The sequence below is a fragment of the Pragia fontium DSM 5563 = ATCC 49100 genome (genome assembly GCF_900112475.1).
Taxonomy (GTDB): Bacteria; Pseudomonadota; Gammaproteobacteria; order Enterobacterales; family Enterobacteriaceae; genus Pragia; species Pragia fontium.
Genome location: NZ_FOLW01000003.1, coordinates 82,629 through 97,194 on the forward strand (window position 1 = coordinate 82,629; position 14,566 = coordinate 97,194).

Annotated in this window: 17 protein-coding genes; 10 read left to right on the plus strand and 7 right to left on the minus strand. The window is 45.3% G+C overall.

The window, feature by feature from the left end:
- Positions 1-118 precede the first annotated feature (118 nt).
- Positions 119-337, minus strand: coding sequence for a calcium:cation antiporter family protein (locus BMZ28_RS06140; protein ID WP_074821606.1), 219 nt, complete (start codon positions 335-337; stop codon positions 119-121).
- Between the two features lie 37 nt (positions 338-374).
- On the minus strand, positions 375-590 hold the full coding sequence (locus tag BMZ28_RS17680; RefSeq protein WP_367889029.1) for a calcium:cation antiporter family protein: 216 nt from the start codon (positions 588-590) through the stop codon (positions 375-377).
- A gap of 396 nt (positions 591-986) precedes the next feature.
- On the opposite strand from BMZ28_RS17680, the gene mlaF reads away from it, so the two are divergent.
- From mlaF to murA, 7 genes are all read left to right on the plus strand, one after another.
- Positions 987-1,790 (plus strand): phospholipid ABC transporter ATP-binding protein MlaF, encoded by an 804-nt coding sequence (gene mlaF / locus BMZ28_RS06155; RefSeq protein ID WP_047781998.1) that lies wholly within the window; start codon positions 987-989, stop codon positions 1,788-1,790.
- Positions 1,790-2,572 carry a lipid asymmetry maintenance ABC transporter permease subunit MlaE gene (mlaE, locus tag BMZ28_RS06160; RefSeq protein WP_047781997.1) on the plus strand — a complete coding sequence of 261 codons (783 nt, stop codon included), beginning with the start codon at positions 1,790-1,792 and terminating at the stop codon, positions 2,570-2,572. Before mlaF ends, mlaE begins: the two co-directional genes overlap by 1 nt.
- A gap of 4 nt (positions 2,573-2,576) precedes the next feature.
- A complete protein-coding gene (gene mlaD / locus BMZ28_RS06165) occupies positions 2,577-3,083 on the plus strand; it encodes an outer membrane lipid asymmetry maintenance protein MlaD (protein WP_074821608.1) in 507 nt (168 codons plus the stop codon).
- Positions 3,084-3,103: 20 nt separating this feature from the next.
- Positions 3,104-3,736 (plus strand): phospholipid-binding protein MlaC, encoded by a 633-nt coding sequence (gene mlaC / locus BMZ28_RS06170; protein ID WP_074821611.1) that lies wholly within the window; start codon positions 3,104-3,106, stop codon positions 3,734-3,736.
- Entirely contained in the window at positions 3,736-4,056 is a 321-nt protein-coding gene (gene mlaB / locus BMZ28_RS06175; protein ID WP_047781994.1) for a lipid asymmetry maintenance protein MlaB, read from the plus strand. The genes mlaC and mlaB overlap by 1 nt, the downstream gene beginning before the upstream one ends.
- A gap of 197 nt (positions 4,057-4,253) precedes the next feature.
- Complete coding sequence (gene ibaG / locus BMZ28_RS06180; RefSeq protein ID WP_047781993.1) at positions 4,254-4,508, plus strand: BolA family iron metabolism protein IbaG; 255 nt, start codon at positions 4,254-4,256, stop codon at positions 4,506-4,508.
- A 101-nt stretch (positions 4,509-4,609) separates the two neighbouring features.
- Positions 4,610-5,869 carry a UDP-N-acetylglucosamine 1-carboxyvinyltransferase gene (gene murA / locus BMZ28_RS06185; RefSeq protein WP_074821613.1) on the plus strand — a complete coding sequence of 420 codons (1,260 nt, stop codon included), beginning with the start codon at positions 4,610-4,612 and terminating at the stop codon, positions 5,867-5,869.
- Between the two features lie 105 nt (positions 5,870-5,974).
- Here the strand turns inward: murA and degS are convergent, their stop codons facing one another.
- From degS to dpiB, 5 genes are all read right to left on the minus strand, one after another.
- The gene (degS, locus tag BMZ28_RS06190) at positions 5,975-7,057 is read right to left on the minus strand and encodes an outer membrane-stress sensor serine endopeptidase DegS (protein ID WP_047781991.1); all 1,083 of its coding nucleotides are present in this window, start codon (positions 7,055-7,057) and stop codon (positions 5,975-5,977) included.
- An 88-nt stretch (positions 7,058-7,145) separates the two neighbouring features.
- Positions 7,146-8,519: a serine endoprotease DegQ gene (gene degQ, locus BMZ28_RS06195; RefSeq protein ID WP_074821616.1), complete on the minus strand. Its 1,374-nt coding sequence runs from the start codon at positions 8,517-8,519 to the stop codon at positions 7,146-7,148.
- Between the two features lie 418 nt (positions 8,520-8,937).
- Complete coding sequence (zapG, locus tag BMZ28_RS06200; RefSeq protein ID WP_047781989.1) at positions 8,938-9,348, minus strand: Z-ring associated protein ZapG; 411 nt, start codon at positions 9,346-9,348, stop codon at positions 8,938-8,940.
- 282 nt (positions 9,349-9,630) lie between these two features.
- Positions 9,631-10,320, minus strand: coding sequence for a two-component response regulator DpiA (gene dpiA / locus BMZ28_RS06205; protein WP_047781988.1), 690 nt, complete (start codon positions 10,318-10,320; stop codon positions 9,631-9,633).
- 5 nt (positions 10,321-10,325) lie between these two features.
- The gene (gene dpiB, locus BMZ28_RS06210; protein WP_282569597.1) at positions 10,326-11,954 is read right to left on the minus strand and encodes a sensor histidine kinase DpiB; all 1,629 of its coding nucleotides are present in this window, start codon (positions 11,952-11,954) and stop codon (positions 10,326-10,328) included.
- 335 nt (positions 11,955-12,289) lie between these two features.
- Between dpiB and citC the strand changes: the two genes are divergently transcribed.
- The 3 genes from citC to citE are packed head-to-tail and all read left to right on the plus strand — an operon-like array spanning position 12,290 to position 14,552.
- Complete coding sequence (gene citC / locus BMZ28_RS06215; RefSeq protein WP_074821618.1) at positions 12,290-13,366, plus strand: [citrate (pro-3S)-lyase] ligase; 1,077 nt, start codon at positions 12,290-12,292, stop codon at positions 13,364-13,366.
- Complete coding sequence (gene citD / locus BMZ28_RS06220) at positions 13,363-13,659, plus strand: citrate lyase acyl carrier protein (protein ID WP_047781986.1); 297 nt, start codon at positions 13,363-13,365, stop codon at positions 13,657-13,659. The genes citC and citD overlap by 4 nt, the downstream gene beginning before the upstream one ends.
- Complete coding sequence (gene citE / locus BMZ28_RS06225) at positions 13,656-14,552, plus strand: citrate (pro-3S)-lyase subunit beta (protein WP_047781985.1); 897 nt, start codon at positions 13,656-13,658, stop codon at positions 14,550-14,552. Before citD ends, citE begins: the two co-directional genes overlap by 4 nt.
- Positions 14,553-14,566 lie beyond the last annotated feature (14 nt).

Below are 14,566 nucleotides of genomic sequence, written 5' to 3' on the forward strand. Positions count from 1 at the left end.
TAAACTATCCCACAGCGTCTATCTGATAAGCGCTGCGGATACTAAGCGTACACAGAATACATCAGTACACTAATATAAAAGATAAAACCGGCCAGTCATCCAATACCCGATCGTTGCATTAATTGGCCGCGGCGATAATATTTTCCAGCATGATGTCATTTTCATGCTTATACATATCGGTGATTGGCGCTGCTAGCACCGGTAAGCTAGTACCCATAGCGACAATTGTGAGGCTTATTATCAATTCACTCAAGCCTAAATAACGCGCCACCACCGTAGCGTTATCCATCCTCATTCTGGCGGTATGGGTAACGGGAGCAGTCCGATGATTATCCATAAAAAAGCCACGGTCTGGCTTATCTCTTTGGGCGTTTTCAAGGTAAGTTTACCGACTGAATTATCGCAATGTATCCTAATATAAGCAAAACGTTAATGATGTTTGAGCCCAACTCATTGCCGATAATCATCTCCGTTTTGCCGCTGATGCGGGGAGTAATGGAAAATGCCTGCTCAGATAGTGAACTACTCTGGCCGATTGTTATCATACCAAGAGTAAAACGGGGCGCGTTGAAGGAATTGGTGTTGGCGATAGCACCAAAAACTTAACAATCGGCTGCGTAAAATAGCAACATAACGCCGACAGACAGGAACATCAGAGCAATTAGCATGTGTAATCCTGTGTAATATTTAGCGGTAATTTTATACTTTTGTTGCATCAGTTTAGTTGGATGGTGAGAGCATGCTGCTAAAATAGATGGATGTTGTTTTGGTGCGATGGTTACTGCATTATCGCAAGAATATTTCAGCCAACGATAGATAATCTTGGTAAGATTACGGGCGAATTCTGATTCGCGTTGGATGAAAAGCAACACCGCGGCGTTAACACCACCTTGAGATATCAGGGAATAAAGTGAAGTGTTGAGCCAGAGTATATTAATACTTATTATGGATAGAATGAGTATTCATCCTGACAGTTTAAGGACATTATGAGCAAATCGGCAGTGAATTTGGTAGAAGTTCGGGATATGTCGTTTTCCCGTGACGGTCGGCCAATCTTTCAGGATATTAATCTGACGGTTCCTCGCGGCAAAGTGACTGCGATTATGGGGCCTTCAGGGATTGGTAAAACCACATTATTGCGGCTAATCGGCGGTCAATTGACGCCGGATAGCGGCGATATCATGTTCGACGGGGATAACATTCCGAAGCTTTCTCGTCGTAACCTCTATGAAGTTCGTAAAAAAATGAGCATGCTGTTTCAGTCTGGTGCTCTGTTTACGGATTTAACCGTGTTCGAAAACGTAGCCTACCCTCTGAGGGAGCATACCCGGTTACCCGAAACGCTATTGCGTAGCACCGTTCTGATGAAGTTGGAAGCGGTAGGGCTGCGCGGCGCGGCGGAGCTTATGCCTGCGCAATTGTCTGGTGGTATGGCTCGTCGTGCGGCATTAGCCCGCGCGATTGCGTTGGAACCGGAATTGATCATGTTTGATGAGCCTTTCGTTGGGCAGGATCCGATCACCATGGGCGTTTTGGTTAAGCTGATTGATGAGCTAAACCACGCGTTAGGTATCACCTGCATTGTTGTTTCACACGATGTGCCGGAAGTGTTAAGCATTGCTGATTACGCTTACATAGTGGCGGAACATCGGGTTATTGCTCAAGGAACGCCTGACGAACTACGTGCCAACCCCGATCCCCGAGCCAGACAGTTTCTGGACGGTGTGGCGGATGGCCCGGTTCCTTTCCGTTTTCCTGCTGGTGATTATAAAACGGAGTTACTAAGCTAATGCTGTTACAGACATTGGCGTCTATTGGGCGCCGTGGTATTCAATTTTCCATCTCATTTGGCCGTTCGGGCATGATGTTATATGGGGCTTTGGTTGGCAAACCGGAGTTTCGTAAACAGTGGCCGCTGCTGCTGAAGCAACTGTATGTAGTTGGCGTGCAATCTTTACTGATTATTATGGTTTCCGGACTGTTTATCGGTATGGTTTTAGGATTGCAGGGCTATCTTATTCTGACAACTTACAGTGCTGAGGCCAGCCTTGGCATGATGGTGGCGTTGTCATTATTACGTGAGCTGGGGCCGGTGGTGACCGCCTTACTGTTTGCCGGTCGAGCAGGATCTGCCCTGACGGCGGAAATTGGCTTGATGAAGGCCACTGAACAGTTATCCAGTCTGGAAATGATGGCTATCGATCCGCTGCGTCGGGTGATTACACCACGCTTCTGGGCTGGTTTTATCAGTATGCCGTTGTTAACCGCTATTTTCGTTGCCGTTGGTATTATGGGCGGAGCGATGGTTGGCGTTGACTGGAAAGGGATTGACGATGGCTTCTTCTGGGCAGCCATGCAGGACTCTGTCAGTTGGCATACCGATCTGCTGAATTGTTTAATTAAAAGTATTGTATTTGCAATCACGGTGACCTGGATTGCGCTTTATAATGGCTATGACTGTATTCCGACATCGGAAGGGATTAGTCAGGCGACTACTCGTACTGTTGTACATGCTTCTCTTGCCGTATTAGGCGTAGATTTTGTACTGACCGCAATGATGTTTGGGAATTAAATCGATGCAAAGTAAAAAAACGGAAATTTGGGTCGGCGTGTTCATGCTAATTGGGCTGTGTTCACTGCTATTTTTGTGTTTAAAAGTTGCAGATGTCAAATCGTTAGGTAATGAACCGACTTATCGGTTATATGCCTCATTTGATAATATCGGCGGCTTAAAAGCGCGCTCGCCTGTTAGGGTGGGGGGCGTATTAGTGGGTCGGGTTGCAGATATCACGCTTGATGATAAAACCTATTTCCCAACCGTAGCTATTGATATGCAGCAACGCTACAACCACATTCCAGATACCAGTTCTTTATCTATCCGTACTTCAGGCTTGTTGGGCGAGCAGTTTTTGGCGCTGAATATTGGCTTTGAAGATGAAGAGATGGGTACCAAGCTCCTGAAAGAGGGCGATACCATTAAAGATACTAAATCTGCCATGGTGTTAGAGGATCTTATCGGCCAGTTCTTATATAAGAGTGGTGGCGATGATAAACCTGCAGATACTGCTCCAGCAGCACATTAATAAGGATAAGAGGAATCGATATGTTTAAACGTTTAATGATGGCTGCACTGTTAGTTATTGCGCCTTTCGCAGTCAATGCAGCTGATGCAACCAATCCTTACCAGCAAATGAAAGAAGCTGCGGATAAGGTATTTACTCGTCTGAAGAATGAACAGCCGAAAATTAAGCAGAATCCTGACTATTTGCGGACTATCGTAAAGCAGGAACTTATTCCTTATGTTCAGGTTAAATATGCCGGAGCACTGGTTCTTGGCCGCTATTATCGTGATTCGACACCTGCTCAGCGTGATGCCTATATGCCTGCTTTTGAAGCTTATCTGGAGCAAGCCTATGGTCAGGCATTAGCCATGTATAATGGTCAGTCTTATCAAATCTCCCCGGAGCAACCGCTGGATGGTAAAGATAATATCTCCATCCGTATTACCATTAACGACACCAACGGTCGTCCACCTATTCGTTTGGATTTCCAATGGCGTAAAAACAGTAAAACGGGTGAATGGCAGGCTTATGACATGATTGCCGAAGGGATCAGCATGATTACCACTAAACAAAATGAGTGGGCTGAAACTTTGCGTCGTGACGGTGTAGACGGTTTAATCAAACAGCTGCGTAGCGCTGCGAACCAACACATTACGCTGGATGATGACAAATAATGCAGAACACGCTGAACTGGCAGGCTGAAAATGGTGAATTAACGTTGAGCGGTGATTTGGATCGCGAAACGTTATTGCCGTTCTGGAACGCACGACAGCAAATTTTAACTTCTGATATTCATACCATTAACGTGGCTCAACTGGTGCGGGTGGATTCTGCCGGATTGGCCATGTTAGTGCATATTCTGGATGAAGTTTCCCAGCGACCTCAGCAGTTTAAGCTGGCCGGGGTGACTGAGAAGCTACAGACGTTAACGGCATTATATAATCTGCAACAAATAATTCAGCCTTATCTCGTGAGTACACCTGATGTGGTGTGATAATATTGTCCGCAGACTGATGTAAGATAAGTCGCGGAGATAGGGATTAACTCTATCTCCGCGATGTTTTATTCTATATTTAATAATCGTATTGGCATAATAAGGGGAGGTATTCAGGCCCTGTGCTAAAACGTTAGCCTCCGACTGCTTCTCCTTTCCGTAGAAGTAGAGAATTTCTGACCAACATAGTGAAGACCATGGATATTAATGAAATTAAACAAGTTTTAATGAATGCATTAAACCTGCAGGATGTTCTCGTCACCGGAGACGGTAGCCATTTTCAGGTAATCGCTATTGGTGAGATGTTTGCTGGCATGAGCCGGGTTAAGCAACAGCAGGCGGTCTATGCGCCTCTAATGGAATATATTTCTGATAACCGTATTCATGCGCTTTCCATTAAGGCCTATACCCCGGCTGAGTGGGAACGCGATCGTAAGTTAAGCGGTCTTTAATCCGCTGTTCTATTCTGTGGCCGGTCAGAAAAATACCGATAAAAATAGAATAACTGAGCCGGCGATAATTATTTACTGATTGTTTTAAAGAGAGATTGGTTATGGACAAGTTTCGAGTACAAGGCCCAACCCGACTGAGTGGTGAAGTGACGATTTCCGGGGCTAAGAATGCGGCGCTACCTATTTTGTTTGCTGCGTTACTGGCGGAAGAGCCGGTTGAATTGCAGAACGTGCCTAAACTGAAAGATATTGATACCACGATTAAGTTGCTGAGTCAGCTGGGCGTTAAAATTGAGCGTAATGGCGCTATTTTTGTTGATGCCAGTCATGTAACTGAGCTGTGCGCGCCTTACGATTTGGTGAAAACCATGCGTGCTTCTATCTGGGCTTTAGGGCCGCTGGTTGCTCGCTTTGGTCGAGGTCAGGTTTCATTACCGGGTGGATGTGCTATCGGCGCTCGCCCTGTTGACCTGCATATTACTGGCCTGGAGCAGCTAGGTGCAGAAATTAAGCTGGAAGAAGGCTACGTTAAAGCGTCGGTTGATGGTCGTTTGAAAGGTGCCCATATCGTTATGGATAAAGTCAGCGTTGGTGCAACGGTGACTATCATGAGTGCAGCTACCTTGGCGGAAGGTACCACCACCATTGAAAATGCCGCTCGTGAACCAGAGATCGTCGATACCGCTGAGTTTCTGAATACCTTAGGTGCGAAAATTAGTGGCGCAGGTACCGACTGTATTACCATTGAAGGCGTTGAGCGTCTGGGTGGTGGTGTTTATCGCGTACTGCCGGATCGTATTGAAACCGGGACTTTCTTGGTTGCCGCAGCAGTTTCTGGCGGTAAAGTTATCTGTCGCAATACTTGCCCGGATATGTTGGATGCGGTATTAGCCAAACTGCGTGAAGCTGGTGCAGAAATTGAAACCGGTAGCGACTGGATCAGTCTGGATATGCAAGGCAGACGTCCACGTAGCGTTAATATTAGAACGGCACCGCATCCGGGTTTCCCTACTGATATGCAGGCTCAGTTCTCACTGCTTAACCTGGTGGCGGAAGGAACTGGCGTGATTACCGAAACCATTTTTGAAAATCGGTTTATGCATATTCCTGAGTTAATCCGTATGGGAGCCCATGCTGAGATTGAAGGGAATACCGTTATTTGCCATAGCGTAGATAAGTTATCTGCGGCTCAGGTTATGGCAACCGACCTGCGCGCATCAGCCAGTTTAGTGCTGGCGGGATGTATTGCTGAAGGCGTGACTATGGTTGATCGTATTTATCATATCGATCGTGGCTATGAGCGTATTGAAGAAAAACTGAACGCGTTGGGTGCAAATATCCAGCGGGTTAAAGAAGAGTAATCACTGTCGGTTATACCAACGTTGATGACTCAAACAAGGGGCCAGAAAAGCGATTTTCTGGCCCCTTGCTTATATGGGTTAGTCTGATTACTGAAATAGATATGATCAGTCTTGCTGGGTCGGATATTCGGTAATCTTTAAGGTGAAAGTGAGCTTTTGGCCCTGTCGCAGTACAACTACCGGAATATTGGTGCCGGGGCGAATTTCAGCTACCTGATCCATTACTTCCCGCGCTGAAGTTGCCGGTTGATTATTGACGCTTAACAGAATATCACCTACCACCAAACCAGCCTGTTCTGCTGGTCCACCAGCGCTGACCGAGCGGACTAATATGCCCTGCAAACGATCGAATGGACTGCCCTGATTTTGCGTTTGGCTGAATTCTCGCCCTTCAATACCGATATAACCACGAATAACTCGACCATCGCGGATAAGCTTACCCATTATCTTGGTGGCCAGTTCAAGGGGAATGGCAAAGCCAATGCCTTCCGGCGGATCGCCATCGGTGCGTTTATCCAGCAATGATAAGGTGTTGGTATTGATGCCCACCAACTCTCCAAGCGTGTTTATCAGTGCACCACCGGAGTTACCCCGGTTAATGGAGGCATCCGTTTGCAACAGATTTTGCCGTCCGGAAGGGCTTAGACTGGTACGCCCAGTGGCACTAATAATTCCCTGTGTAACGGTTTGCCCGAGGTTGTAAGGATTACCAATCGCTAATACCACATCACCAACGTGGGGAGTGCGTTTAACGTTCATGGGGATCACGGGGAGGTTGCCTTCCTGAATTTTCAGCACCGCCAGATCGGTCATGGTATCTGAACCGACCAGCAAGGCTTCATAAACCTGACCGTTTTGTAGGGTAATGATGATCTGATCCGCGTTCACAATAACGTGTCGGTTGGTCAGGATATACCCTTTTTTATCCATGATAACGCCAGAACCAAGCGTATTGATCCCCAGCGTATTCTGACTGGAAGAACTTAAGGCACTGCGGTTATAAACGTTAACCACTGCCGGAGCAGCACGCCTGACGGCACTGTTGTAGCTTGCTGGAGATTCACTCAGCGGTAGGCTGAGGGAATTGTCAGATAGCCCCGATGCGTCACGCAGTGACGGGAATATCATCAGTAAAGCGGCGGCAATAATTAAGCCTACAATTATTGGACGTAACAGTTTGGCAAGCATGCATATGTTCAAGAAAAGAAAAGGTAAGTAAGGATATCATGAGTTGAACGGATACGGCATAGTGCCGTATCCATTTTTGCAATTGTGATTAACGCAGGATTAAATAGATATTGTCTTCACCACGTAAGATATTAAAGGCTAATACGTTTGGTTTACTGTCGAGAATTTTACGCAGTTCGCCAATATTGGTGGTTCGGTCGCTATTGATGCCGATGATAACGTCACCGGCCTTTAATCCACCTTGTGCGGCTGGAGAACCTTTAGCAACATCTTTGATTACCACACCTTTGGTACCTTTAACCTCACCATTATTCAAGGTTGCTCCCTGCAGCGCAGGTAACAGAGATTCAGCATTAGTTGAGGATTGATCGCTGTTTTGTAGTTCAACCGAGACTTCTAACGGTTTACCTTCACGCAGCAGACCCATTTTCACTTTTTTACCTGCACCGGCAGTAGCAACTTTGGCGCGTAACTCAGCAAAACTACTAATTGCTTTACCATCCAGCGAGACGATAACGTCACCAGACTTGATACCGGCCAGTGCCGCAGCTGATTTTGGTATCACTTCACTGACAAAAGCACCGCGCTGAGCGTCAACTTTAAAGGCTTTAGCCATTTCGGCGGTCATTTCACTGCCTTTAATGCCCAACATACCGCGTTTTACTTCGCCATATTTAATGAGCTGTTCAGTCAGGCTTTGTACCATATTACTTGGAATGGCGAAGCCAATACCGACGTTACCGCCGCTTGGTGCCAGAATCGCCGTATTGATACCGATTAGCTCACCGTTAAGGTTAACCAATGCGCCACCTGAGTTACCGCGGTTGATTGAGGCATCCGTTTGAATAAAGTTTTCCAGACCTTCCAGATTGAGGCCGCTACGACCCAAGGCAGAAACAATACCGGAGGTTGCTGTTTGACCTAATCCGAAAGGGTTGCCCACGGCAACAGCGAAATCACCAACGCGTAAGGCATCGGAGTCAGCGACTTTAATGGATGTGAGATCTTTCGCTTTGGCGTCAACTAACTGCAACAAGGCGATATCTGACTGTTCGTCACGGCCGATCAGTTTGGCCTGATATTCTTTACCATTGTTTAACTGGACACGAATTTTATCGGCATTGTTGATGACGTGGTTGTTAGTGACCACATAGCCTTTATCAACATTAATAATTACGCCTGAACCGAGTCCTTCAAAAGGGCGAGTGCTTTGTTGCTCTGACGGCATATTCGGGCCGAAGAAGAATTTAAATTCCTCTGGGATCCGCTGACGCTGAACCTGAGTTCCTTCAACATACACGCTAACCACGGCAGGAAGGACTTTGTCTAACATCGGCGCCAGACTAGGAATTTGCTCCCCAGCAACAGAAGCGGGGAGAGCTGCATTGGCAGCCGGTACTGAGGAAAACGTTAATCCTAAACTAACGGTCAATGCACTTAATAATAAAGTTGTTTTTTTCATGGATGATCTACTCTCAATACCAACGGGTTACTTAAATAAACGATGACAAATAGTCAGACTGATAATAAAAGGCGACTTACCAAACCAGGCCTGCCGCTCTCCTTAGCCAAGTACTGATAGTTTTCCGGCTACGCACAAAAGTAAAGTTTATGCATAATTTTTACAGCCGTAATATCCACAGCACCTTATTTAAAGAGGTTTATCAACAGTCTAAAATTGTGTAGCTAATCTAAGAGTATATATGAGGATAAAAAGTTCACACTTCTAGCCCTGGCAAGGAACAATATCGATTAATTTAAGAAATGTGATCGTCTTCAAATACAGTAACGACGTAGGAATGGCTGATAACGTAAAGAAAGGTAATTTATTGTAATCGTTGAAAATGACGCCACCAAAACGGTGGCGTCATGCTGAATATTTAGTCTCTACGATCGGGGCGGAATAACCCGGATGCACCTTCAGAGTAATCACGAGGCGGAATATCTGCTGACAAACGTTCCTGATCGGCTTCTGAAACGGTTGGTTTATAGTTGATATAGCTAAACGGATTATCACTACCGGCGATATCCGGTAACAGCGTGGTTGAGCTTTTAATCATATGTTTCTGGAATTGACGATAGTCCTGAGCCATTTTTTCTAATAGTTCCGCGCTATGGGAAAAGTGGCTGACTAACTCTTGCCGATAAGCTTCCAGTTCAGCTTTATTCTTATTCAGCTCTTGCTGTAATGCAGTTTGCTGGCGTAGTTTACGGTTGCCAAAACGCATAGCTAGTGCGCCAATAACCAGGCCAACGACTAAGCCAACAATAAGTGCATACTCCCAAGTCATATTGACTCCTTTTTACGGTCACTAATTACAGAGGGGGCGATCCCAAATAATGGAACGAGACCACAGAGTAAGACCATCTGTTACTGATATTCCTCTGTTCTTCTTATCGGCCTGCGCTACGCATTTCACCAGACAACTATACCTGCAAATCATGGTCCGGGGGAACCTAGTTCAACGCTGCCTTATATCCTACCATGATAAAACGCATTTTTTAACCTCAAATCTAAATTGAGATTAAATCTCAGTTTAATTAATAATTTCTTATATATTATATAGTTAATATTAATTGATTTGCGGGTTGAGTCGATAAATGCGTTGTGGGCGACCCACCTTACCATAGATAATTTCAGCCTGTAGAAAATGCTCTTTGGTACAAAATTCCAGATAGCGCCGTGCGGTGGTGCGGCTTAGCCCCAGTTTTTTCGCTATGTCCTCGGCGGTATAGCCCGCTTCTATATTGCTGAAAGCGTCTTGAACCACTTTCAGGGTAATTTCATCAATACCAATGGGCATCGTTGGTTTGGCCTGAATACGTGCAAAGGTATTAAACATTTCATCGACCTGCCATTGGCTGACGTCTTCAGTTTGTTTTTGTACTTTATGTAAATGGCTGAGTCGTTCCAACGTTTGTTCCAGACGATCGTAGGAAACCGGTTTAATCAGATAGTCAAAAACACCGCAACGGATGGCTTCCGATACCGTATCAATATCGCTGGCGGCAGTGATGAAAATCACCTCTCCATGATATTTAGTCACTGAAAGCTCCTGCAATAGCTCAATACCTTTACCATCTGGCAGATAGTTATCGAGGATAATCAGGTCGGGTTTGAAGGTATTGATCATCATTCGGCCTTGCTCAAGATTACCGGCGAGCCAAACCTGACGGCAGGCACTGTGGCGTTTAATGAATTCAGCGTGCATTTCGGCGAGCGGGGTTTCATCCTCAATTATCAAAATATTTAAATATTTCATTTTTATTAATTTCCTTTGTCTTTGGGGATAAAAATAGAGAATACGGTGCCACAGGGATCGTTATCATCGACGGTTATCGAACCATGGTATTGGTCGATGTATGTTTTTACCAGATATAAGCCAATACCGTGATCGCTACTGCTTTTAGATGTGACGCCCCGCGTAAAAATTTTCTCTCGAATTGACGGTTCGATGCCGATGCCATTATCAGAAACCTCAATAACCAGCTCTTCGCCTTCATCAGAAATATAAAATTCAATGAGCTTGTTACTGTCGGGATTTTTTAGCGTCGCTTCGAAGGCGTTATTCAGTAGATTACCCAGAATGCTGGCCAGCTCATTTTCTGTTAGTGGGGCAGGTTGGGAACTGATTGAACAGCCAGGAATAAAGACCATATCCAGCCCCAGCTCTTTGGCGCGATGATATTTGCCAAAGAGTAACCCGGCAATTAACCGGTTTTTAAACATGCCGCTGATATTATCGATAAGCGACTGTTGATTGGATGACTCAAACTTCACCATTTCCAACGCGCGATCGTACTCTTTTAATTGCAGCAGGCCACCAATCGTCGACATCCAGTTAAGGTGTTCATGGCGTAGCGTACGTAGATTCTCTACATATTGTTGAATTTGTGTGAGCTGAGCACTGAGAATATTCATTTCATCATGGCGGCGGAAACTGATGACCCAACCCTGAAACTCGCCGTCAATCCAGATGCCGACCCGGTTGGCGATAATTTTGAGTCCATTAATAATCAACAGGTCATCAATTCGGTTGGTGCCGCTGAGGTCAATAAAGTAATCTGCTGGCGTGATCAGGTCTTGAACTAAGCGACCCACCAGATGCTTTGGTGCGCCGGTTAGCTTTAACATTTTTTGCGCATTTTGGTTAATGGCGGTGATTTTTCCCTGCGTATCGACCGCTAATAAGCCTTCAAATACTGCACCGAATAAGGCATCTTGCTGGCGTTGTACTCGAGCAATTTCTAGTGGTTCCATGCCCATCATCTGCTTTTTTATATGGGTTGAAAATTGCCAAGACAGCAGAATTAACAGGAACAGAATGAGCAGCAGCGCACTGGTTAGCGGTAAGATTTGGTTAGAACGCCAGATATCTATTTTGCTATTGAGATAGCCGAGGGAAATCACGCCAATAACCTGACCGTTTTTATCCCAGATCGGTGTTTTTGCCCGTAATGCCAGCCCCATGGACCCTTCGCTACTGACGATATAACTTTCTCCTCGCTCCAGAGCGCCAGGTTTATTCCATTGCATGGTATAGCCAATTTTCTCTGGGTTAGGATGATAGAGGCGGACGGATTTCTCATCGCCAATAACCAGATAGCTAAAGTTAGACTCCATACTCAGGCGGTCAGCGATTTTTTTCAGTTTCTCGGTATTGCGCTGCTCGACACCTTCAATCACATCATCAATAGAGGCAATAATTTTTGCCTGATTCATGGCTATCTCGCTCACTTTCTCCGTTAGGTAGTTATCTAACTGATATTCCATGAATTTATTTAAAGCACCTAAGAGTAATGAAAAAACGACCAACAATAATAAGAAGACGCGCCATTGGAATGACATGTTTTTTAACATACTCTTCATATATTCTTTGGTTAATTTAATATGCATGTAACATTCGCTTTTTTATTATTTCCAGAGGCGAGAATAAATATAATTAATTTATTTATAAAATGCATTTAATTAATTAAGAAAATTAAAACCATTAAGATGTTTATGTTTATTAGGCTAACTGTGAAGCAGATCAATTAACTCTCATAGGGTAGTTACTATCATGTAAGCCGTGGTGTTACTAGTCAACTGACTTATTTCTTTAATTAATAACGAACACATTTTAAGAATGTCCTTGAAGTGACATGTTTTTAATTTTATTTGCCGTGTCACAACAATAAAGCAGATAGCATATTTTATTGTCCGGAATAAAATACTTATACAGAGAGTAAATTATGTATGACTCAACAATATTCAATCGTGTGAAGCGGTCAGAGTATAAAAAAATAGCTGATATCACCAAGTTTTTACGTCAAAACGATTTGAATATTGATACCACCGTTGAAGAATTTATTACCGTTACTCGTGATAGCCAGATTATTGCCTGTGGTGGTATTGCGGATAATATTATTAAGTGCGTGGCAATCAATGAAAGCCTCCGTGGAGAGGGTATTGCGCTCTCTTTGGCTACTGAGTTGGTTAATCTGGCTTATGAGCGTAACCACAGTCACTTATTTATTTACACCAAGACGCAAAATGAAGTGCTGTTTCGCCAGTGTGGCTTCTTTCCCATTGCTTCGGTACCGGGCATCATTGTTCTGATGGAGAACAGCTGTTGCCGATTAAGTCGTTATAGCGATCGGTTAGCCAAGAGCCGCCAGCCCGGTGAGAAGATTGGCTGCATCATCATGAATGCCAATCCATTTACCTTGGGTCATCAATATCTGGTTCAGCAGGCTGCGGCCCAGTGCGACTGGCTGCACCTATTTTTGGTCAAAGAAAATACCTCGACTTTCCCCTACGTTGATCGTTTGCGATTGGTTAGCGAAGGGACGGCGGGGATCCCCAATTTAACCGTACATCCCGGCTCGGAATATATGATTTCCCGGGCGACTTTCCCTTGCTATTTCATTAAAGAGCAAGGCGTTATTGATAACTGCTATACCGAGATAGACCTCAAAATATTCCGCCAATATTTAGCGCCAGCGTTGGGGGTCACGCACCGGTTTGTTGGCACTGAACCTTTCTGTGAAGTCACCAGTAAATATAACGCCGATATGCGTTATTGGTTGAACACGCCGGAATTAGCTTTTCCACCGATTGAATTAGTTGAAATAGAACGTTTACAGCATGAAGGAACGGCTATTTCAGCTTCATGGGTACGTCGTTTGTTGGCTAAAAAACAGTTTGATGTGATTACCGATTTGGTACCGGACTGTACATATAACTATTTGATAAACAATCCGAACATCCGCCATAAAAACGCCGGCAACCCTGCTGAAGAATCTATTATTACCGTAGGTGAACTATGAAAATTATCAAAGAAGCCGTCGCCGGCACGCTTGAGTCAAGCGATGTTATGGTGCGGATTGCCCCCATTGACGGAGCTGAAATCGATTTGCAGTTACACAGTAGTGTGGAAAAGCAGTTTGGTGATGCTATCCGGGAAACGGTGTTGGACACGCTGGCTAAGCTGGGTGTAACCGGCGTTCAACTGATCATTGATGACAAAGGTGCGTTGGACTGCATTCTGCGTGCTCGCTTACAAACGGTGTTGCTCAGAGCCAGCGACAGCAAGGAATTACCGTGGGAGGCCTTATCATGAATGTTGAGTTAAAACAGCGAGTTCGTCGTAGCATGTTGTTTGTTCCCGGCGCTAATGCGGCCATGGTGAGTAATTCTTTTATCTATTCTGCCGATGCCATTATGTTTGACCTGGAAGATTCGGTGGCGTTAAGAGAGAAAGATGCCGCACGTTTACTGGTATTTCATGCTTTACAGCATCCGATGTATCAGCAAATTGAAACGGTTGTGCGTGTTAATGCGTTGGATTCCGAGTTTGGCATTAAGGATCTGGAAGCGGTGGTGCGTGGTGGTGTCGATATTGTTCGCCTGCCTAAAACCGACAGTGCACAAGATGTGATTGATATGGAAAAAGAGATCGCACGTATTGAAGCTGAGTGCGGTCGTGAAGTCGGCAGTACCGGCATGTTAGCCGCCATTGAATCAGCGGAAGGGATCAATAATGCGGTAGAGATCGCGCTGTCTTCCCCGCGTCTGATTGGGATAGCTCTGGGGGCTGAAGACTACGTGCGCAATCTACGCACTGAACGTTCACCGGAAGGAATTGAATTGCTGTTTGCTCGCTGCTCAATTCTTCAGGCCGCTCGCGCGGCGGGTATTGCTGCGTTTGATACCGTTTATTCTGACGCTAACAATGAGCAAGGTTTCCTGAATGAAGCCGCGCATATTAAGCAGTTGGGTTTTGACGGTAAGTCGCTGATTAACCCTCGTCAAATAGAACTTCTTCATAACCTGTATGCACCAACGCTTAAAGAGCTTGAACACGCCCAGCGCGTGATTGAAGCCGCGGAAGCTGCGGCCGCTGAAGGACTGGGTGTCGTGTCTCTGAACGGCAAAATGATTGACGGCCCGATTATTGAACGTGCTCGTCTGGTTGTACAACGCGCTGCCCTTTCCGGCATCCGTGAAGAATAAGATGAGGTGAACAA